The following is a 20,336-nucleotide window of genomic DNA, read 5'->3' as shown; positions in this document are numbered from 1 at the left end:
ACGATGCCCGACACAACACAGAGCTTCTCGCAACTGTTGCTGACCTACGGTCCTGGCGCGATGCTGGATCTGCCTGATCACGCGGTGGTCGTTGCCGGGCTGCAGGGCTGGCACTACGGCGGCCAGTGGCTGCCGATAGAGGAGCAGCGGCTAGTCCCGCTACTGCGCCAACAACTTGCACTGGGGCCGGAATTTGAGGGGCTGCGCCCGCCGCCGAAGCAAGACGAGGACCGGCACGATGATCGCCGACCCGGCGTGGACGTCATGGTGTTTCCGACGTGGTTCACGGTCGAGGAGCCACAGCAAGCTGCTGGGGAGACGCCTGCCACCTCCGAGACGCGGCGGCGCATGGTCGAGTTCGAGCATCTCCAAACTCGCGGGGACAGGCTGAGTTATCCTGACCCGGTCAGTGGTAGGCGATTGGGTGTGAACCCGATCCGTTTTGTCGGAGCGTGCGCGAAGGGACATCTTGAGGATGTCGACTGGCGGGGGTTGGCGCATCGCGGAGGCGACAGGGCTTGTCGCAAGCCGATGTTCTGGGTCGAACGCGGAGTCAGCTCAGATCCATCGGACATTTCGGTGCAATGCACGTGTGGCGCCCGCGTTACGATGGCCGACCTCTACAAGCCCAAGTTCCTCGGCACATGCGCTGCCTTCAGCCCGTGGCTGATGCCGAGGTATAGTTCAGGTGAGAGTTGCGACGAGGATCTTCGACTGCTCCCCCGATCGGCGACCAACACTTATTTTGCACAGACGGTGACAGTGATCTCGCTGACCCGCACCGATGATCGTGTCAGGCAGACGATCGAGGAGCATCGGCAAACCGTTGAGTCGCTCCGAAACTTGCCGAATTTCGTCCAGGTGTTGAGGTCTTTGCCACAGACTAAAGAGCCATTTGCTCCTTTCTCGGACGAGGAAATCATCAACGCCCTGGCGACCATGGCTGAGGACAGCGATGGCCTGTCAACCAATCCCCGTGTTGCAGAGTTCGACGCGCTGGCGTCAGGCGCACCGGTAATTGGTTATGACGACGCAGCAGCCTTCCTTTTCGCGGAGACGCTTGATCGGGCTACGTTGAACCTATCGCCGCCCTGGGACCAGTTCCTGACTGGGATTGTGAAGGTCAGCCGTTTGCGCGAAGTCACGTGCCTCTACGGCTTCACGCGCTTGGAGCCGCCGCCAACGTCGGCCGAGAGCGAGCTCGACGAAATCCAGCTCAACGTCGACGGAGCTCCGTTGAGCCGGGAAGTAAGGTGGCTGCCGGCCATTGAGCAATTTGGTGAAGGCATTTTCCTTCACGTAAACCCCGACTACATCCGTCAGTGGCGGGATGGTGCTGACGTCGTTGTCCGTGCTGGTGAGCTACAGCGCGGCGAGGCACATGAAGCCGCGCACTTCAATCGGCCTCCGAAGCACCTTGGCGTTGCCTATTGGGCATTGCATTCACTTTCGCATGCGCTCATGGCCGAGCTGGCCATGGAGTGCGGATACCCGATTTCGTCACTGAAAGAGCGGATATATGCAAGTGGAGCCGGGCAGTCGGACCGGTTCGGGATCCTTATCTACACCTCGACTGCAGGCGCGCAAGGCACGCTTGGCGGCCTGAGCGGCATGGCCGAGCACCTGCCCAAAATCTTGGTGAAGGCCGTGCACGGACTGGAGCTGTGCTCGAACGACCCCATTTGCGCCGATCATCACGCTGGAACGGACCTTGATGAACGGCCGCTCCACGGAGCCGCCTGCCACGCATGCGTCCTCGTTCCCGAGACATCGTGTGAGGCTCGGAACACCAGGCTGGACCGAGGGCTTCTGGTGTCCACGTTGGTAGGGTCCAAGTCCGCAATGTTCCCCTAAGGGTGGTGCACGTTGTCGCTCCCGCGATGATGTGCCTACCGGGCGCATGATTGAACTTAGTGGGCTGAACTGATCGCAGCCTGCTGATTACGACAATAGCTTCCTCCCTACCGTGATGCTTCTTTCCGCCTTCAAGCTTCCCGCTTCGGTCGCGCCAAGCGAAGTTTCACACCAGGCCTGCGCCACGAGCGAAGAACCCCCTGGACTTGCGGCGCAATGAAAGTCCGCGCCTCCTCGCGCGTCATCATCTTGGATCGAAGCAGTTCGTCGTAGTCAGTAAGAGAATGCCGGATATATTTCTGCAATTCGATACCGACTGCGGCGCCCAGTTTTGGGCCTTTCCAATTTCTGGCGCTGACACGTGCAGCTATCGTGAGGCAGCTCTTCTTGGGGCAACCGGGATGATGGATGCGCATATGTTGCATCACAGCATCGAAGGAAAATGCGTTCGTAGAGTGGGGTGTCGACCCGTCGCTATCTGACATCGTATCAATCACGATTGGCTGGCCGAGCACCAGCATCGCAACCGAGCCCCCGCTCGGCGTTCACATCACTGTCCGGATCCGCATTCGTTCTGACATCATGGCCTAGAGGGCGCCGATGGCCCTTGGTGATCAGTATCTCCTCGTCAAGCTCTACGCGCATTGCGACTCTGGCGATCACATCTAAGCTGGCCTGGAGTTTGGTTGCGCGCTCCTCGCTCTCTTTCAGATCGGAGATGGCGCGCTCGTAAAGCGCGCTTACCTCGTGGTAGTCAACAATTAACGCCACGTGGCGCGCAATACCACTGACAAGATCACGCTCAAGCGCCCTGAGATAGGCCGAAACCTCGGGCCTCCACTGCCATTTTTTACCAAAACACTTCTCCAGTAGAAGCTTTGGTGGCCTAAGCGTTTCGGATTCCAGAATCGTATTCATCATAGAAGTATTATGCCATATTGGGGACGGTTTGTGCGCATACGCAAGTAATCGATGACTTCCTCTTAACAGCTTTATTTTATGGGCCGTCTGGAGCTCGACTGCTGACTGGCTCGTTGGCCGTGGACGCCGCCAAACGTTGGAGCTCACCCCCTGATCGGCCGCAGCACCAGTAGCATTCGGACAACAGGCACTTTCGTGAAACTGCCGCTGGAAGGTGCGCGTGAATACGCCGATCGAGAGATTGCTCCCGGGAGGCAATGAAGCCCGGCTTTCAGGTGATAGTAGACCGCATGTTGGAAGCGGGCTGGATGCGCGGTGAGATCAAGTGCTCACTCCGCCGGCTGATCGCGGCCAACAATGTCCCCAAACCCTCGCGAGCCAATCAGCTGTCAAGCGCTAGCTTGACCTGATCTATAAGTCCATGTCTCTTGTCGTTCGCGTGGCAAACGGCGGAGTTTCGGCCTCGATGCAAATGACGATCGAAAAGCTTAATGCGATGTCGGCTCAGGATCGGGCGACGCTATTTGAAAATTCCAGGAAGCGTATCACGCAGGGCGGCCAAGAGATCATCGACCTGATCAACTCGTCCGGTCTTCCGCTCCGGGCTGGCGGCGTCACTGTCACCGATCCGATTCACATCCGCATGGAGGAAATCATTTGGTCGTCGGAGGGCAAGAAGCTTCTGGTTGAGGCGACAGAGGCAGGCTTGCCGGCCTTGGCGGGTGTCGAACCACTGATCGTCGCGGATCTCGGAGTCCAGTATCACCCGCACGATCTTGGAACAGTCGATGCGGGCTCAATCGTTGGCGCAGTCATGCGACACCTAGGATACGAAATTGTCGGTCGTGCCGACATGCCAGCCGGTTCCGTAGCGAAGACTGCGGCAACCTGGCAATCGCGCAGATAAGGAAGGCTCTGACTTCGCGTTTGGAGCGCGCACAGCACCGCAAAGCGGATCGTGGCGGTGATACAGGCGATCTGCGCGCCAACGCCTGCGGCGGCCACGCTGGAGAGACATAGAGCGGGTTGCGGGTGATCGAATAGGGTCCGACAGTAACCACCTCGGAGGATTTGCGTCCGCCGATAGGGAGCGTCGACCAAAGGCGCCCGACAATGCCGAGAGAGATCAACACCACGCCGACTATTTCGATCGCCTCGTGCACCGGGCCTTCTGGCGGGAAGGTCGACTGACCGAACATCAGAGCCGAGAACGCCCCGCTTCGGCGGGTTTTTCATGTTTCAGATGACAAGAAAACCCGCTGCCGGAGGAGAGGTAAGGGCAGCGGGTTTCTTTTGAAGCTAACCTCAGACAGGGAGGATGCGTGGCTAGCTTGGCGCCGGCCATACCGTGCAAGTAGATAGCCGACACCTAGAAACCTACCGACGGCGAGGCCATTCAACAATTGCACAAGGGTATTGCCGTCATACGCAAAGGTGCTACCGGCCTACGCAAAGGTTGCTACGGCGCCCCGATGTTGCATCCGTGTTGCATAGACTGAGACGCCAGAGCCTGACGACTCTGAGGGGAACGACGAAGACCTGATATCCTCATGCTTAAGGGCAAACCACTTTCGCTTTTGACTGACGCCAGGTGGTGAGGATTTATTCGGCCGGCACCACACCCTCCGATATTTTCGGCATCCACGCCCAATCAACCATCATTCGGTCAAAGTCGTAGACGTCGCTGCTGGGCGCGTCAGAATGCGAGTGGCGAAGTCAGGCCGAAAAATCGCCGCCCCGAACGCGTGATCTAGTGACCTCCATGCCATGTGCCGGGATCCCACGGGACGCCGATATGGCGCTGGCGGCGGGCAGTCAAGGCGTTGTCACGGCGGGACTCGCGCTCCGGGTTGGCTTTGAGGACAGTCGACCGGCCAAGGGATCTCACCAAGCCCAGTTCGATTTTTTGAGGAATGATCCGTCGGACGCTGCTCGTCTAAGTTCGATCCGGCGAGGCGCTTGAGTCGTTTGTTCCTGACCAAAAAACGGCGCTGTCAGCAGCTTGGCGAGCTCAAACTTCTCCGAAATAACGGGCACGAGCCCGCTCATCCGACGGCGCCTCGGGTCCAAGGCCGATTACATCGGGAACACGTGTTGGATCGGTAGCAAAAAGCGTGAACGCATGCTCACGTCGCTGGTCAGCCGCTTCTCCGCGTTCGAACAGCAGGGTTGTTTCCATCGCTTCCAACTGTCGCATCCGACCGTAGAAATCATCATGGTCGCGGCCATACGCCTCCGCCGCCGATCGCCAGTCGAAGTTCTTCCGCAATCGGTCCCTCAGTAGCCGGACGTCGCGCAATGTCCTCGAAAGCCCCCTGCCCCAGGCGGGATCGGTGGCAGCGGCCGCATCGCCGATCAACACAACTCCATCACGATAGGGCCTGTCGACCCATCGGTGCGATCCATCGAAGCTGGCGAAAGGACCTGCCTGCCTTCCCCGGTCAAACCAGTGCCCCGGCGCGCCTACCGCTTGAAGCTGGCGCACCATTTCAGTGACCGAACGGGGACCGGACAAACGCTTCGGCAGGACATCTTTGTGGTAGATCAGGTAGATGCGGTTACGCCCGGGCGCAATTCGCATGGCGATGACCATCCGTGCGGCCCTGGGATCGTAGAAGAGGTTGATCGTATTTGCCGGTTGCTGAGCATTGCCACTGAGTAGCTCCGAGCAATCGACGTCGCCCTCCAGTATCATACCGGCCGTAGTGAGTTGCTCCGGGTCGTGCCTGACCTCAAAGCCAAGGAGCGAACGCAGCCGTGAATCCCGACCGTCCGCCAGGACGACCAAGCGGGCTGAGACACCTTTTTTATCGCTCCCGATATGAACGCGTGGCATATTTCCAAATGTCACCGCAGAGACGGCGCTTCCGCGCCTGACCTCGCTTCCCAGGATCTCAGCATGATTCAAGAGAACCGTTTGCATCTCCGGATGGGGGAACGTCACGCAGCAGGTCTTACCTGGTGTTGTGGCGAACAAATCCCGCACTGCAGCCGGTGAGCCAGTCCTGAACCTGGTATAATAGCCTGCCTCGATGGCGCAGCTTTTTACAAGCAAATCATAGATGCCCAGCCGCTGCGCCTCAAGACTTCCCCATGGCATAAGAACTTCGCCACGGATGCGATCCCTGAACGGGTCCTGCTGTTCAACAATGAGTATCCGGGCCCCACGACCTGCAAGGGCGATGGCCAGCGAAGAACCCGCAAGACCACCACCAACGATGATCAGGTCGTAGTCAGCCCCACCGCGGCCGGACAACGATGTTTCGCCGTTTTTCCTATCCGCCATGGCCTACGCCCACGGGAAATATTCTAACCAGCTAAAATACTGAACTTGCGCCACCTTTGAGTCAAACGGCGACGGGCCGTGGCGTTCGCTGGCAAGCTCGCAGCAGAGGCTCTGGCGGTCACGCTGACGGTGTCTCGAGTAAACAAGGGCGCGGTTTGACCCCCGCCCTTGTCATCTATGTTCCGCAATCGATCAGGTAGGGGAAACCGGCGCGATGTTGCCGGTGACGCCATTAATGAAGCCTTCCAAGAAGATCAGGAGTGCTCGCTTCGCTCAAGGCGACCGCATTTGAGGCACCCGCTGTCCAGCGACTTCACTGGAAGCGCCGGTTATGAATTGCCTGAGATCAACCATCCCCGCCACCTCGCCGACAAAAGCTTCTCTGCAAGGTTGAGCGGCGGCAGAGGCGTCCCGTCAAAATGAGTTAAAGGCATCCCCGCAAGAAACGGCTCGTTTTGACCGCTATGCCGCCGCAATTCATAGAAGCCGAGCGAATCAGCTTTCTTTTTCCGCTCGCCGATTAGCAGGATGAGAGTTTCGCGAGTGAGCTCGGGCCAAGGATCATCGAGCCTCATGTTGTGAAGGATCGTGTGGTGAATGTCCTTGACCACTGCTTCGACATCGTAATCGCCGCCGTAGATGAGTGCTGTCATCACGTCGATTAGTGTGACAGGGGGATGGTAGTAGTCATCATCCTGAGGCTGGCTGTTGGCATGCGCAATCAAGTGCTCAATCGCATCACGGTTAATAAGGGGCGACTGGTCTTGCAACGACTCTACTAGTGATTGCAGGACCTCCTTTTTCCGTTCGACACCCCCGAGCAGAGCACTGACCTGCCCCAGCAGAGCCTCGGCGCTGTTAAGTTGAGTTTCGATGAATTCGCGCTCATCACAAAATTGATCAATGATCTCGGTCATGTTAAGGTTTTCCTTGTGATCGGTAGGAATAAGCCCCTGCCGTTGGCTACGTCGCCGGAGTGAGATCGGCTGCAATCGAAGATCACTCCGGCGAAATTTCTATTCTTGGTCGAGACGCTCGGCCTTTACCTGTGTTGACGGGAACACGTAGCGAGCTGGCGCCCTCAATTGGGTTTGAATCAGCTTCAGACGATCGATCTCGGCGAACGACTCCTTCAGCGCTTCCACGTCGCCCCTTGGCAGGTTCGCACTTGCCTCCAGGGCGTCGTCAATTGCCCTGCCGATCTCGGCAAGCTTGTATTGATTGATCAGCACCGACAGTTCATCGGCAGCGTCGAGGCAAGCGCCCAATATGCCTATGGCACGTTCAAGCGCCGTGACCGGCTCGTCGCGCTCATACTCAGATTTGAAGGTCTGAATCTCCGTTGTCAGAAGATTTGGTCCGGAGATATGAACGCCAAACGCGTCGAGGCTTTCGTCAAAGATGAATGTTCGATCACCGACAAATTCAGAGAAAGGACGCTTCAGGTAGGCTGGCTTCTTTGGCGTAGCCTTCGCCGCCGCTAGTTCGGCAGCCTTCTGGCGTTCGCGGTAGCGCTTCTGTTTTTCGGCGGGTGTCAGGACCATGATCGAATCTCTCCGGCGGCAGTCACGGTTTTGGTAACACAGTGACCGTGACCGTGTCAATGGAAATTCGGCGAAGGCTCCGCTTTGGTCCGATGTGCTTGAAGCGCGCTTCGGCACCAGGTGAATCAGTAACTAGCTTTTTGACTAAATCGCTATCTGGAGGCGTCTGCCGGCTTCTGAGCTAGGTTGGCAGGCGAGCTCACAGGAGACCTTCAGCACTGGACTGGTGCTTGGGGGACCGCTGCACGCTACGGCGCGCTCTGGCAGTCACCCCTGACAGCATGGTGAGTGAATTCGGCGCCCTGCAACCGGTGCCCTCATGCGACACCTCGCTGACCTCCAAGACATCGGATGGTTCATGGATTTCAGGCGATACTCAAAGACGATGTGTCGTGAATGAATGGTCATCGAGAACGAGATCGGGATGAGAGAACCTCCGGGCATAGATCGCAGCACCCGGCACTTCCAATGGGGGAAATGAAGCGGTGAAGTCGCTGCGCCGAGGTCCCGCCTGTCTCTCGACCACGTTCATACGGCCCGCGTAGATACATCTATTTAGGTGTGGCCTGTCAGAGCCTTAGCGGATCAGCGACCTCGAAACTGGGCAGGACCTAAAATAGGTTCCTTGGGGTATCGAGACTTGTAGCGTCCGAGCATCTTACCTTCGGCGTTCACAGCGCAGCCTTCCCCAGCAGGGCGCAGCTCTTGGATCCCGCCGTGGTTGACAAAATTCCAAAAAATCGGATTTCGGCCGGTTCTGTCAACTTAGGGTAAACTTAGTGTAAAGCGTTCTCTTACCGGCCTAAGAGAACGCATGTATTCTGGTTGACAGATTGCTCCGTTTTAAGGGGTGGCAGGGCCATTCGGTTGACATTTGTCAACCTGGGTCTGGTCACGCCTCCCTTCGGACATTCCGGCGCGACACCCCACACAAAGCGGAGCATTGGCCGAAATATTGCTCCGGCAACAAAACGCATCCCCTAGATCTCACCATGGAAAACCTAGGACTTCCATCTGTGGGGTTCATCCAGTCTCGCGAATAAATTCGATCGGTTCCCCGAAACCAAGGTGATCATCGTCAGCTTCCTCTCATGGCATCCAGAACCGACACCCGATCGCCGTGGTGGTGCGCTCGCCAATATGCGCATACATCGCCGACCGTCGACCGCATTGGATTAGCGGGACTGACCGAACATGCGCCACGCTCGGGTCCGCACTCGAGCTCGATGCAGTAGGGTCGAAGTCAGCTGAGCTGCCGCCGATCGCTCAGATGGATGGAACGTTGCCCGCGGCAAGTCAGAGGACCCAGGCGAAGCTCTTCGCTACTTCTGTGCTTTCCGCGCGCCCCCGTGAAATCCCACCAAGTCAGTTTGCAAATGACGCCCATCGCCCTCGAGGAACTCGCGCCTATTTCGTTATATGAGGAATCGCTAATGCATTTGCGATGGCTTACAAAAGGAAGCCGATAAACGTCACAACGGAGGAAGAGATGCCTTATGGGATAGTTCATCACTTTGCAGGGGGAACGAAGTCACAATATGAGGCATCGGTCGCTGCGGTGCATCCAGCAGGCGGTGGTTTGCCGAAGGGCCAGACCTTCCATGCCGCCGGACCGTCTGCGGGGGGCTGGACGATCGTTGCCATCCATGACTCCAAGGAAAGCTGGGAGAAGTTTCGAGACGGGATCCTGATGCCCACGATGAGCAAGGGGATCAAGGGCGGCTTCACCTCACCGCCCCAGGAGACAGCGTTCGAAGTTCAGAGCGTTCACAAGACCTAGGATTAAGAACCGCGGAGCGCTCGCAAGGCTGAAGCCCATGCGGGCGCCTGGGCGTCGTTCAGCATGCGCTGGTTCGGCGACGGGTGCGTCCTACCGGCTCCTCGAAGCTATGCCGAGCTTCCGGCCGATTGGATCAATCCGCGCCCATGCTGCGGTCGTGCGTGGGCATCAGGCCTTCGGCCAGTTCACTCTGTTCGGCGATCTTACCTTTTGCGGCGGCGATAAATAGGCACCAGCTGCTTGCGCCGGTCGCCTGCGCCCGCAGGTCGGCCTTGGGTCATGGTGTGATTTCGGCCGAGGGCGAACGAGCTTTCCGCTGAGTGTGGCGAACTCGATCGGTCACAGTGATCGGGGTCCCGTGGCACCTCTAATCATTGGCACCACGGTTCGCATTTGTTCGCATGCGATAGACAAGGGCAAATATCCCCCCTCTCCCTAAACATCGACCAACCGTGCGCGAGCGACCGCCAGTGGGCGAGGTTCGACCGTTGCGACCATGGGTCGCTCAGCCAACAGCTGTCATTGACCCTGGTAGGGTCCGATTTTCCCAAAAATTGCACGCAAGATCTTTGCCCGCTTCGCGGTTAAGGGAGGATCAGTGTTGTCGGACGCTTTGCGGAGCGCCTCGATCCAAGACACCTCGTTCTCGCTCACTACAGTTCCGAAAATCTGCTTGATCGCGACCAACGCGCTGCTCTCAAAGTATTGCTCGAGCGCCAGGAGGAAAAGTCTCGCAGGGTCGCAATCCAGCGCCTTCGCTAGACCGGGAACGCGGTCGAACGGAACCTTAATAGTTCCAGATTTCATCATAGAGAGGACGTTGACGTTAGTGAACCCAGCTTCAACCGCGACGTCTTTCTGGGTTTTCTTGCCCTTTAGCTGATCGATGCGACCATCTATGAATTTCGCGATTTTAGTATGCGCATTTGGCCGACCTGAAGGTTTATTCATCTTATTTCTCGCTACGATAGAGTTTATATATGTCATATATAGCGAAATATTCATGGGCATCTTTTTACATCATATATCATTTCTCTTGGACAACTGTCTTATTGACCTACGAGTAAGCTATTTTTATTTATTGCATCCGACCTTCCGGCCGGGAAATCTTCCGGCGGCACACAGAACTCGACGCGGTGAAAGACTCCACGGAGTGGCAGCCGGCCTTTTGAAGGGGTGGAGATAGGCGCAGCCGGAGCGCTCGGAAGAGGCCTCCATCGCAATGACGACTTTCTCGGCCGTCGTTGTCTTTCTCCACCCCTTGTCCGGGAGAGGTTGCGACTTTGTCGCCTTTCTCACGGCTCTGAACCGCTCACCCAGTGATAGTGGTCGCGGCCAGGGCGACTTGTCGCTAGCTGACAAAAGCCCCCTGGTGCCTTGGGTAGTAGCTACTGGACAAAGTGCTCCCGACTTAGCACCGAGGCCTTGGGGAGCAACCACATGCTGGGAGTTTTCGCCGTTGGAACAATACGCAATCTGCACTCGGCCTGCGCGCGCGCTCGTAAGATCAATGGCGGACAACTCCGTATCGTCATTCTCTGATGGCGCAACTCCATGACCTGCGGGCGGGCAGGGTGAAAGCCGGGCCGAGGTATCGAGCGCCTCGAGGGCAGCGGACAACTCGTCCGGCGTTAAGCATTCAGCACGTATGCAAAACGATGTATCGTATTTCAACACGACATTCTCCTCGCAACCACATCTGAAATGCGTGCGGATACACTTGATTGACGGGTGGATTTCGGAAGTGACGATGCGCTGCACCAGCAGTCGCGTGACCACTTTAAAGCTGGCAGGTTTGCTACTTGGAGGCTGGATAGGTTGGCAGGTTGAGTAGCTTTTGTGAGCGCGTAGGTGCCTTTAGGGCGTAGCTGGGATGCCTGGCAGCTGGACAGGTCGCGGGGTTCAGGCCGCTTCTATGGACATGATAAGCGGGCGCTTATTTTCTAGCAAGCGCCTTTTGACCTTCCTCGATTCCTTGGTCGCTGATGTCTGCCCGAACTCTCAACTGGTAACCTTCCGCCGGACATGGTTGCTAGAGTTCGTAACCCGGCAGCTTGGCAATCGCCGCCGCCTTAGCTGCGATCGTCACGTCCCCATAGTCGTCGCCTGCAGTTCTACCCGCATGCCCTTGGATTGCGTCAAGCGTTCGATCCGGAACGCCGGCTTCACGGCCGACCGTCTTGAACCTATGGCGCCAACCATGGCTGGGGCTTACACCTTCAGGGACAACCTTCGCTGCCTGCAACCACTGACTCACCCGGCCGGCCACGGTTCGCGCTGGAAGTGTCCCGTCCTTCTTTTTAGAAACGGGATAAAACAGAGGGCCGTCGGCAGCGTCGTTCACGAAATCCATAAAGCCCAGATCGATCAACTGCTGATGCAAGGGGACATCGCGATAATTGCCTGCCTTTACGGAACCGGCTTCGGGAGCAATCCGAACCACCGGCACACCCTTTTCATAGCGAAAATCCTGCTTGCGAAGTTGAGTGATCTCGGCAATCCGCGACCCGGTATGCGCGCACAGGATCGGCGACCATCGCTTCGCGGCAGTCGTCTGTGGTGCTTCTCGCGTCTGGGGATTCGCAGAGTGTTTTGGCCGATGATCGCGAGCAACCTTCAAAACCTCAATCGCCTCGTCCAGGGTAAAGCCCTGTTCGCGCGAACGCTGCTTTTTCGAAACCTTGATGCGAACGTTTTCCGCCACGTTGGTTTCGAGCCGATCGTTGTTGACCGCCCATTTTAAGACCGTCCGCACCGAGGCCAAATACACGTCAGAGACGGTCTTGCTGGCGAGCGTTTTCAGGCTCGCATCTTTCCAATCGAGGAGATTCTGTTTGGTGAGCCTACGGGCGTCGTCATGGCGGATGAACTTGGACAGGTTTGCGAAAACAGGCGTCCAGCGTTTGCGTGCTTCCCTGCCCTTGCCGTCGGCGGCGCGCTCGTCCAGGTAGTCACTTAGCAGACCTTTCAGGGAAACCGGCTGGCGGTCGTCCTCGGCGGGCTGAGCGGTCGTTAGCAAAGGGTGCGAGGGCTCGCCCTGGAAGTCACCGTCGTTTCGTTCGTGCTGCCGGGACATGGCCTCATAGGCGGAGACACAAAGAGCCTGAGCGATCAGCCGCCATTCGACACTGCCTTTGGTGGCGGTGTGATTGCCGAGAGACTTGAACTCTTCGAGGCGCTCGCCGACGAGCCGTTCAAGCTCATCATCGGATAGCTTTCCCGAATAGCCATCGCGAAAGCGCCGAGCTCCCTCGTAGTCGACCTCAAATCCCGCATACTGATGATAATGCGCCCGGATCTCTGCATCAAAGGCGAGAAGAGCTTGATAATCTCGGTTGGCGATTTGAGGTGGAGAAAGTGGATAGCGGCCGATAGTGACCGGTCGACTGCCCCCTGCAGCAGCGCGCTGCTCGCCAAGTGCTATGTCGTGCTGAAAGCCCGCAATAGCTCTGGGAAGGTTTATTAGCGCCGTGCGATAATCAGGGCCGAGCGGCTTTCGGAGCTCTGACTTGTTCTCCATAAAGGGCCGGAGGTCCTTCGGGATCACAAGCCGGGCATAGTAGCGACCATTTCGATTTAGGAGATTTCGAACTCGCCCGGGCATTGGGTCCATCCATTTTGTTACACCGTTTTGTAACACCAGAATGGACAGAAACCGTTGCGTGTCAATGACTTGAATGATTTCAAGGAGATAGACTGGTGCTGCGAGAGAGGATTGAACTCTCGACCTCTCCCTTACCAAGGGAGTGCTCTACCACTGAGCTACCGCAGCCGCCGATGGCGGGGCTTCTGCCATATCGAACCGGCAAGCGCAAGGCCAAGTGCAACGCTTCTGTGAAAGCCTTTGCCGGATCGCTTTTGATGACATGGCGGCGCCACAATGTTGGCTATCCCTGAATAGCGGCTGGCTGGTCGCCGGCCGGGGCGGGACAATGAACGACAAGACAATTCCAGTGAAAAAGGGCAGCACAAACCGCAAGGACAGGCTCGCGGAGCAATTGCGCGCCAATCTGCAGAAACGCAAGGCGCAGTCGCGCTCGCGGCGTATCGGCGAAGCCGACCAACGACCGGACGGGCTCGGCTCGGCGAAGGAAATGCAAAAAGATTAACTCAAATCGGCCACTCTTGGTTCAGATATCAGGAAATCCTATTTCTTGAACCAGACCGGCCAATGGTCTAGAGGGGCCGATACTCAACCGATTGAACCGGCTTTTTTGGCCGAGAGGGACGTTCTTCCATGGATCGCATCAGAATTGTCGGCGGCAACAAGCTTGCCGGAAGCATTCCGATCTCGGGCGCCAAAAACGCCGCACTTCCCTTGATGATCGCCTCGCTCCTGACCGACGACACGCTGACGCTGGAAAACGTGCCACATCTGGCCGATGTCGAGCAGCTGATCCGCATCCTCGGCAATCACGGCGTCGACTATTCGGTCAACGGCCGCCGCGAAAAGCAGAACGAGGGCTATTCGCGTACCATCAATTTCTCGGCCCGCAACATCGTCGACACTACGGCCCCTTACGAGCTCGTGTCGAAGATGCGGGCGTCGTTCTGGGTGATCGGCCCGCTGCTGGCTCGCATGGGCGAGGCCAAGGTGTCGCTGCCGGGCGGTTGCGCCATCGGCACGCGCCCGGTCGATCTTTTCCTCGAAGGCCTGCAGGTGCTGGGCGCCGATATCGACGTCGACACCGGCTATGTCATCGCCAAGACCCGGAATGGCCGACTTGTCGGCAACCGCTACGTCTTCCCGAAGGTCTCGGTCGGCGCCACCCATGTCCTGATGATGGCGGCGTCGCTGGCCAAGGGCGAGACGGTGCTTGAAAACGCCGCCTGCGAGCCCGAGATCGTCAACCTCGCCGAGTGCCTCAATGCCATGGGCGCGAAGATTTCCGGCGCCGGCACGCCAACCATCACCATCGATGGCGTCGAATCGCTGTCGGGCGCCCGCGTGCGCGTCATCCCCGACCGTATCGAGACCGGCACCTATGCCATGGCTGTCGCCATGACCGGCGGCGACGTCGTGCTCGAAGGCGCACGCCCCGAGCTGCTGCAGACCGCGCTCGACGTGATCGCCCAGACCGGCGCCGAGATCACACCGACCAATTCCGGCATCCGCGTCAGGCGCAACGGAGCCGGCATTTCGCCGGTCGATGTGACGACGGCGCCATTCCCGGCCTTCCCGACCGATCTGCAGGCGCAGTTCATGGGCCTTATGACCATGGCCAAGGGCAAGTCGCGCATCACCGAGACGATCTTCGAAAACCGCTTCATGCATGTGCAGGAGCTGGCCCGGCTCGGCGCCCACATCACGCTTTCGGGCCAGACGGCGATCGTCGACGGCGTGCCTAAGCTGAAGGGAGCGCCGGTCATGGCGACCGATCTTCGCGCCTCCGTGTCGCTGGTCATCGCCGGCCTGGCAGCCGAAGGCGAGACCACGGTCAACCGCGTCTACCATCTCGACCGCGGCTTCGAGCGGCTGGAGGAAAAGCTTTCCAATTGCGGCGCGGTGATCGAGCGGATTTCGGCGTAGGCCAATCGCCAGGCCTCGCAGCGCGGTTGCGCGGACGGGAAAGACCCGCCTGGAGCCTGTTTCATCTCGATTAAGGTCGAGATGAGGCTCCAGATTCCTGTCTGAGCATGATCTTTTGCGAAAACCGGTTTCCACTTTTCGGGATCATGCTCTAACAGAAGGCTGAACAATCAACCTTCAGGTGCGAAATCCGCATGACCGCCCTTAAGCTTATCGCACTCGACGACCAGGATCTGAGCATCGTTTCGGCCCATGTCCAGGATGCCGTGATGAAGGTCTCGGACCTCGAGTTTCTGCCTTCGGCAAAGCGTTTCGTGCTGACCATGAACCGCTTTGTCTGGGAGGCCAAATCCGGCCTGTTTCGCCAGCACAATGAGCGGCGGCAGGCCGTGCTGCATTTCGACCGCGTGCTCGGCGCCAAGACCAACGGCATTGCCCGCGACAAGCCGGCCGAGATCCTGTCGCTGCTGGCCGTCAGTTTTATCGAGATCAGCAAGCCGGCCGGTATCGTCGAGCTGATCTTTTCTGGCGGCGGCACCATCATGCTCGATGTCGAATGCATCGAGGCCCGCCTTGCCGACATCGGCGGCGCGTGGGAAGCCACCTCGCGTCCCGTCCACAAGGCTTGAGCGTCCGATGGCCATCACGCTTCGTCAGTCCGATGCCGATTTCGAGCAGCGTTTCGCCGCCTTCCTTTTGACCAAGCGAGAAGTGTCGGCCGATGTCGATGCCGCGGTGCGCGACATCATTGCGCGCGTTCGCGCCGAGGGCGACGCAGCGCTGATCGACTACACCAGGAAATTCGACCATGCCGACCTCGGAAGCCTCGGCATTGCCGTATCCAAGGACGACATCGCCCGGGCCTACAAGGCCGCCGACCCTAAGACGATCGAGGCGCTGGAATTCGCGCGCGACCGTATCCGCTCGCATCATGAGCGGCAGCGGCCCAGGGATGATCGCTATACGGACGCCGCCGGCGTCGAGCTCGGCTGGCGCTGGACGGCGATCGAGGCAGTCGGGCTCTATGTACCGGGCGGCACGGCGAGCTATCCAAGCTCGGTGCTGATGAACGCCATACCGGCTGGGGTGGCCGGCGTCGAGCGCATCGTCATGGTCGTGCCGGCGCCAGGCGGCATCATCAATCCGCTGGTGCTGGTGGCGGCCGATATCGCTGGCGTGTCGGAGATTTATCGCATCGGCGGCGCGCAGGCGATCGCCGCCCTTGCCTACGGAACCGAAACGATCAAGCCGGTGGCCAAGATCGTCGGACCCGGCAATGCCTATGTCGCTGCGGCCAAGCGCCAGGTGTTCGGCACCGTCGGCATCGACATGATCGCCGGGCCCTCGGAAGTGCTCGTCGTGGCCGACGGCAGCAACGATCCGGACTGGATCGCCGCCGACCTGCTGGCCCAGGCCGAGCACGATGCGTCGGCGCAGTCGATCCTGGTCACCGACGATCCGGCTTTCGGTCGTGCCGTCGAACAGGCCGTGGAACGCCAGTTGCAGAGCCTGCCGCGAGCCGAGACGGCAGCAGCGAGCTGGCGCGATTTCGGCGCGGTGGTCGAGGTCGCCACGATTGACGCCGCGCTGCCGCTGGTCGACCGCATCGCCGCCGAACATGTCGAACTTGCCATCGACGATGCTGAAGGGTTTCTGGCGCGGATGCGTAATGCCGGTGCCGTGTTTCTCGGCCGCCACACGCCGGAAGCCATCGGCGACTATGTCGGCGGCTCCAACCACGTGCTGCCGACGGCACGCTCGGCGCGGTTCTCGTCGGGCCTGTCCGTGCTCGACTTCGTCAAGCGCACCTCAATCCTGAAGCTTGGACCGGAACAGCTGCGGACTTTGGCGCCGGCCGCGATTGCGCTCGCCAAGGCGGAAGGCCTCGATGCGCACGGCCGCTCCGTCGCCATACGGCTGAACATGTAGGCCGCCATGTCGGACTCCGATCAAACCCGCGCCAGGCTGATCGATGTCGAACTCGATGAATCGATCGGCCGTTCGACGCCCGATGTCGAGCATGAGCGTGCGGTGGCGATCTTCGACCTGATCGAGGAGAACAGTTTTCAACCCGTCAATGACAGCGGCCCAGGGCCCTACCGGCTGAAACTGTCACTGGCCGAGCAGCGCCTGGTTTTTGCCGTGGCGCGCGAGGACGGGGATGCCGTCGTCACCCATATCCTGTCGCTGACGCCGCTCAGGCGCATCGTCAAGGACTACTACATGATCTGCGAAAGCTACTACGACGCCATCCGCTCCTCGACGCCGAGCCACATCGAGGCGATCGACATGGGCCGCCGCGGCCTGCACAATGAGGGTTCGCAAACACTGATGGACCGGCTGGCCGGCAAGATCGACATCGATTTCGATACGGCGCGCCGGCTGTTCACGCTGGTCTGCGTGCTGCACTGGCGGGGCTAGCCCTGGCTGCCCTGCCCCGCTCGATCCTGTTCCTGTGCGGCATGAACGCCGTGCGCTCGCCAATGGCCGAACAGCTGGCGCGGCGGGCGCTGCCGGCCACTGTCTTCGTCGCCTCGGCCGGCGTTCGCGCCGGCGAGCGCGATCCGTTCGTCGATGCGGTGCTGGCCGAGGAAGGGCTGTCGCTGGGCGAGCGTCACCCAAGGACGATGCACGATCTCGAGGACGACTATTTCGACCTCATCGTCACGCTGGCGCCGGAAGCACACCACGCGGCGCTCGAACTCACCCGCTCGCTCGCGGTCGAGGTCGAATACTGGCCGACGCCGGACCCGACCGACGCCGCCGGCACGCGCGAACAGATCATGGCCAGCTATCGCGACGTGCGCGAGCGGCTGAAAGCGCGCATAGGTCGGCGTTTTTTGCTTCCAGAAGCAAAAACCGAGACGGATTAAGCGTGTTCACAAGCGGGCGTTTATCATATAGGTTCCGCCGAAATTCCGGCCAGGGCGCTGGAACTACCATCCAAGCAAAGGTATCGAATGCCGAAGGAAGAAGTCCTCGAGTTTCCGGGTGTCGTAACGGAATTGTTGCCCAACGCGATGTTCAGGGTGAAACTCGAAAACGAACACGAGATCATCGCCCATACAGCCGGCCGCATGCGCAAGAACCGCATCCGCGTGCTGACCGGCGACAAGGTTCTGGTCGAGATGACGCCATACGACCTGACCAAGGGCCGCATCACCTATCGTTTCAAGTAAGCAAAGCCCGACTGGTCCGCGATGAGCATTTTGCAGAAGCTGGTGCTTGCCTCGGGTTCGCCGCGCCGGATCGAGCTCTTGCAGCAGGCCGGCATCGAGCCGGACCGCGTGCTGCCGGCCGATGTCGACGAGACGCCGCTGCGCGCCGAGCATCCGCGCTCTCTGGCCAAGCGGCTGTCGAAGGAAAAGGCCGAGAAGGCGTTCGCCTCGCTGACGGCCGAGGCCGACTATGCGCCTGGCTTCGTGCTGGCCGCCGATACGGTGGTCGCCGTCGGGCGGCGCATCCTGCCCAAGGCTGAAACCCTCGACGACGCCGCCAATTGCCTCGGGCTGCTGTCGGGCCGTTCGCACCGGGTCTATTCCGGCATCTGCCTGATCACGCCGGGCGGCAAATTGCGCCAGCGACTGGTCGAGACGCGGGTGCGCTTCAAGCGGCTGCCGCGCGAGGAAATCGACGCCTACGTGGCCTCCGGTGAATGGCGCGGCAAGGCGGGCGGCTATGCCGTCCAGGGTCTCGCTGGCGCCTTCGTCGTCAAGCTGGTCGGCTCCTACACCAACATCGTCGGCCTGCCGCTCTATGAGACCGTGGCGCTGCTTTCCGGCGAAGGCTTCAAGGTGCATCGCGGCTGGCAGGTGGGAGCCCGACTGTGAGCCTGGACGACAAGGTCACGCCGCTGCGGCCGAAGCGCCCCTGCCCCGAATGCGGCAAGCCCTCGGCGCGCGAGACCTATCCGTTCTGCTCGACGCGATGCAAGGACATCGACCTCAACCGCTGGCTGAAGGGCGCCTATGTCATCTCCGCCCGCGACGACGAGGAAGAAACGGACGCCGACGAGCCTAAGTGAGGCCAGACTGCCGGGAGCGGCTCATCAAGCCGCCTCGGTCTTGCGCCCCACACTTGCCCAGGCCGGCAGCCAGTCGCCGTGAGTGGCGAGGAGATCGTCGACCAGTGACCAGATCTGGTCGAGATCGAGTTCGGCTGATGTGTGCGGATCCATCATCGCCGCATGGTAGATGTGCTCGCGGTTCTCGCTCATCAGCGCCCGCACGGTCAGTTCCTGCACGTTGATGTTGGTGCGGATCAGCGCCGTCAATTGCGGCGGCAGGTCGCCGATGTAAGTCGGCTGGATGCCGGAGGCGTCGACCAGGCACGGCACTTCGGCGGCGCAATCGCGGGGCAGCGAAGTGATGCAGCCATTGTTGCGGACATTGCCGTAGATCACCGAGGGTTCGCCCGTCCACACCGAATTCATGATCGACGAGGCATACTCCTTCGACTCCTCGACCTCGATGCGTTGGGCCGAGCGGTAGGCCTGCGCCTGGTCTTTCCAGCGCTCGATCTGCTCGATGCAGCGTTTGGGATATTCGTCGAGCGGAATGCCGTATTTCTCGATCAAATCGGGGCGGCCTTCCTTGATGAAATAGGGCGTGTATTCGGCGAAATGCTCCGAGCTTTCGGTGACGAAATAGCCCAGCCGCGTCAGCATCTCGTAGCGCACCTTGTTGGGGCAGCGCGGGTTCCAGCCGGGCTTGGGCGCGCGGCCTTCGCGATAGGCGCGCACGAGATCAGGATAGAGGTCGCGATAGGAACCGTCCGGCTGGCGATGCTCGAATTTCAGGTAAAAGGCCATGTGGTTGATGCCGGCCGAGCGATAGCGGATCTCTTCGTAGGGAAGGTCGAGATCATGCGCCAGCTCCATTGCAGTGCCCTGCACCGAATGACAGAGCCCGACCTGCCTGATCTCGGGGTATTTCTCTGATATCGCCCAGGTGTTGATCGCCATCGGGTTGACGTATTGCAGCATGATTGCCTGCGGGCAGACGGCGAGCATGTCCTCGCAGATCTTCCACAGATGCGGCACGGTCCTCAGACCGCGCATGATGCCGCCGACACCAAGCGTGTCGGCGATCGTCTGGCGCAGGCCGTATTTCTTCGGCACCTCGAAGTCGGTGACCGTGCAGGGCTCATAGCCGCCGATCTGGAAGGCGACGACGACGAAGTCGGCGCCCGCCAGCGCCTTGCGCTGGTCGGAATGCGTCTCGGCCTTCGCCTTGACGCCGAGCGTCGCGATCAGCTTGTTGACGACAATGGCGCTCTCTTCAAGCCGCTGCGGATTGATGTCCATCAGCGCGATCGTCGCGCCCGAAAGCGACGGCCGCTGCAGCACGTCGCCGACAATGTTCTTCATGAACACCGTCGAGCCGGCGCCGATGAATGTGATCTTGGGATTTCTTGCCACGC

At 59.7% G+C, this 20,336-nt stretch carries 20 protein-coding genes, 1 tRNA gene and 1 pseudogene; 12 read left to right on the top strand and 10 right to left on the bottom strand.

The genetic code is table 11. The annotated features are described in order from the left end of the window. Positions 1 to 3 precede the first annotated feature (3 nt). The gene (drmB, locus tag AC1DZU_RS26720) at positions 4 to 1,854 is read left to right on the top strand and encodes a DrmB family protein (RefSeq protein WP_477289651.1); all 1,851 of its coding nucleotides are present in this window, start codon (positions 4 to 6) and stop codon (positions 1,852 to 1,854) included. A gap of 131 nt (positions 1,855 to 1,985) precedes the next feature. On the opposite strand, the gene AC1DZU_RS26715 is transcribed toward drmB, so the two are convergent. Continuing rightward, positions 1,986 to 2,375, bottom strand: coding sequence for a DUF2293 domain-containing protein (locus AC1DZU_RS26715; RefSeq protein WP_477289650.1), 390 nt, complete (start codon positions 2,373 to 2,375; stop codon positions 1,986 to 1,988). After that, entirely contained in the window at positions 2,344 to 2,775 is a 432-nt protein-coding gene (locus AC1DZU_RS26710; RefSeq protein WP_477289649.1) for a hypothetical protein, read from the bottom strand. Before AC1DZU_RS26710 ends, AC1DZU_RS26715 begins: the two co-directional genes overlap by 32 nt. A gap of 466 nt (positions 2,776 to 3,241) precedes the next feature. Here AC1DZU_RS26710 and AC1DZU_RS26705 point away from each other — a divergent pair, with 466 nt between their 5' ends. Then, positions 3,242 to 3,682: a hypothetical protein gene (locus AC1DZU_RS26705; protein WP_477289648.1), complete on the top strand. Its 441-nt coding sequence runs from the start codon at positions 3,242 to 3,244 to the stop codon at positions 3,680 to 3,682. A 26-nt stretch (positions 3,683 to 3,708) separates the two neighbouring features. On the opposite strand, the pseudogene AC1DZU_RS26700 reads toward AC1DZU_RS26705, so the two are convergent. The 4 genes and pseudogenes from AC1DZU_RS26700 to AC1DZU_RS26685 form a co-directional block, all read right to left on the bottom strand. Further along, positions 3,709 to 3,986: pseudogene (locus tag AC1DZU_RS26700) on the bottom strand (methyltransferase family protein); the annotation flags it as partial. 800 nt (positions 3,987 to 4,786) lie between these two features. Next, complete coding sequence (locus AC1DZU_RS26695; RefSeq protein ID WP_477289647.1) at positions 4,787 to 6,061, bottom strand: FAD-dependent oxidoreductase; 1,275 nt, start codon at positions 6,059 to 6,061, stop codon at positions 4,787 to 4,789. A gap of 329 nt (positions 6,062 to 6,390) precedes the next feature. Continuing rightward, positions 6,391 to 6,978, bottom strand: a complete 588-nt coding sequence (locus AC1DZU_RS26690) for a hypothetical protein (RefSeq protein ID WP_477289646.1) — start codon at positions 6,976 to 6,978, stop codon at positions 6,391 to 6,393. Between the two features lie 99 nt (positions 6,979 to 7,077). Then, positions 7,078 to 7,605 carry a hypothetical protein gene (locus AC1DZU_RS26685; RefSeq protein ID WP_477289645.1) on the bottom strand — a complete coding sequence of 176 codons (528 nt, stop codon included), beginning with the start codon at positions 7,603 to 7,605 and terminating at the stop codon, positions 7,078 to 7,080. Positions 7,606 to 9,049: 1,444 nt separating this feature from the next. On the opposite strand from AC1DZU_RS26685, the gene AC1DZU_RS26680 reads away from it, so the two are divergent. Next, positions 9,050 to 9,385 carry a hypothetical protein gene (locus AC1DZU_RS26680; protein ID WP_477289644.1) on the top strand — a complete coding sequence of 112 codons (336 nt, stop codon included), beginning with the start codon at positions 9,050 to 9,052 and terminating at the stop codon, positions 9,383 to 9,385. Between the two features lie 519 nt (positions 9,386 to 9,904). On the opposite strand, the gene AC1DZU_RS26675 is transcribed toward AC1DZU_RS26680, so the two are convergent. The 3 genes from AC1DZU_RS26675 to AC1DZU_RS26665 form a co-directional block, all read right to left on the bottom strand. Next, entirely contained in the window at positions 9,905 to 10,336 is a 432-nt protein-coding gene (locus tag AC1DZU_RS26675) for an XRE family transcriptional regulator (protein ID WP_477289643.1), read from the bottom strand. A gap of 1,081 nt (positions 10,337 to 11,417) precedes the next feature. Beyond that, entirely contained in the window at positions 11,418 to 12,905 is a 1,488-nt protein-coding gene (locus AC1DZU_RS26670) for a tyrosine-type recombinase/integrase (protein ID WP_477289642.1), read from the bottom strand. A gap of 177 nt (positions 12,906 to 13,082) precedes the next feature. Further along, positions 13,083 to 13,157: transfer RNA gene (locus tag AC1DZU_RS26665), tRNA-Thr, on the bottom strand. A 49-nt stretch (positions 13,158 to 13,206) separates the two neighbouring features. Between AC1DZU_RS26665 and AC1DZU_RS26660 the strand changes: the two genes are divergently transcribed. From AC1DZU_RS26660 to yacG, 9 genes are all read left to right on the top strand, one after another. Next, the gene (locus AC1DZU_RS26660; protein WP_477289641.1) at positions 13,207 to 13,494 is read left to right on the top strand and encodes a hypothetical protein; all 288 of its coding nucleotides are present in this window, start codon (positions 13,207 to 13,209) and stop codon (positions 13,492 to 13,494) included. Positions 13,495 to 13,622: 128 nt separating this feature from the next. Next, on the top strand, positions 13,623 to 14,915 hold the full coding sequence (murA, locus tag AC1DZU_RS26655) for a UDP-N-acetylglucosamine 1-carboxyvinyltransferase (RefSeq protein ID WP_184872108.1): 1,293 nt from the start codon (positions 13,623 to 13,625) through the stop codon (positions 14,913 to 14,915). A 194-nt stretch (positions 14,916 to 15,109) separates the two neighbouring features. Beyond that, entirely contained in the window at positions 15,110 to 15,544 is a 435-nt protein-coding gene (locus tag AC1DZU_RS26650) for a DUF2948 family protein (protein ID WP_477289640.1), read from the top strand. Positions 15,545 to 15,551: 7 nt separating this feature from the next. After that, positions 15,552 to 16,844: a histidinol dehydrogenase gene (gene hisD / locus AC1DZU_RS26645; RefSeq protein WP_477289639.1), complete on the top strand. Its 1,293-nt coding sequence runs from the start codon at positions 15,552 to 15,554 to the stop codon at positions 16,842 to 16,844. Between the two features lie 6 nt (positions 16,845 to 16,850). Beyond that, complete coding sequence (locus AC1DZU_RS26640) at positions 16,851 to 17,336, top strand: UPF0262 family protein (protein WP_095088641.1); 486 nt, start codon at positions 16,851 to 16,853, stop codon at positions 17,334 to 17,336. Continuing rightward, a complete protein-coding gene (locus AC1DZU_RS26635; RefSeq protein ID WP_477289739.1) occupies positions 17,324 to 17,788 on the top strand; it encodes an arsenate-mycothiol transferase ArsC in 465 nt (154 codons plus the stop codon). The genes AC1DZU_RS26640 and AC1DZU_RS26635 overlap by 13 nt, the downstream gene beginning before the upstream one ends. 87 nt (positions 17,789 to 17,875) lie before the next feature. Then, complete coding sequence (gene infA / locus AC1DZU_RS26630) at positions 17,876 to 18,094, top strand: translation initiation factor IF-1 (RefSeq protein WP_006200926.1); 219 nt, start codon at positions 17,876 to 17,878, stop codon at positions 18,092 to 18,094. A gap of 21 nt (positions 18,095 to 18,115) precedes the next feature. After that, positions 18,116 to 18,745: a Maf-like protein gene (locus AC1DZU_RS26625; protein ID WP_457151822.1), complete on the top strand. Its 630-nt coding sequence runs from the start codon at positions 18,116 to 18,118 to the stop codon at positions 18,743 to 18,745. Continuing rightward, the gene (yacG, locus tag AC1DZU_RS26620) at positions 18,742 to 18,939 is read left to right on the top strand and encodes a DNA gyrase inhibitor YacG (RefSeq protein ID WP_095088647.1); all 198 of its coding nucleotides are present in this window, start codon (positions 18,742 to 18,744) and stop codon (positions 18,937 to 18,939) included. Before AC1DZU_RS26625 ends, yacG begins: the two co-directional genes overlap by 4 nt. Before the next feature lie 24 nt (positions 18,940 to 18,963). Here yacG and melA read toward each other — a convergent pair whose 3' ends face one another. Continuing rightward, positions 18,964 to 20,334, bottom strand: a complete 1,371-nt coding sequence (gene melA, locus AC1DZU_RS26615; RefSeq protein WP_477289638.1) for an alpha-galactosidase — start codon at positions 20,332 to 20,334, stop codon at positions 18,964 to 18,966. Positions 20,335 to 20,336 lie beyond the last annotated feature (2 nt).

It is taken from the genome of Mesorhizobium sp. P2_A12 (genome assembly GCF_056405075.1).
The sequence above is the reverse complement of the archived record's forward strand: the minus strand, read 5'-3'. Positions and strand labels throughout refer to the sequence as shown.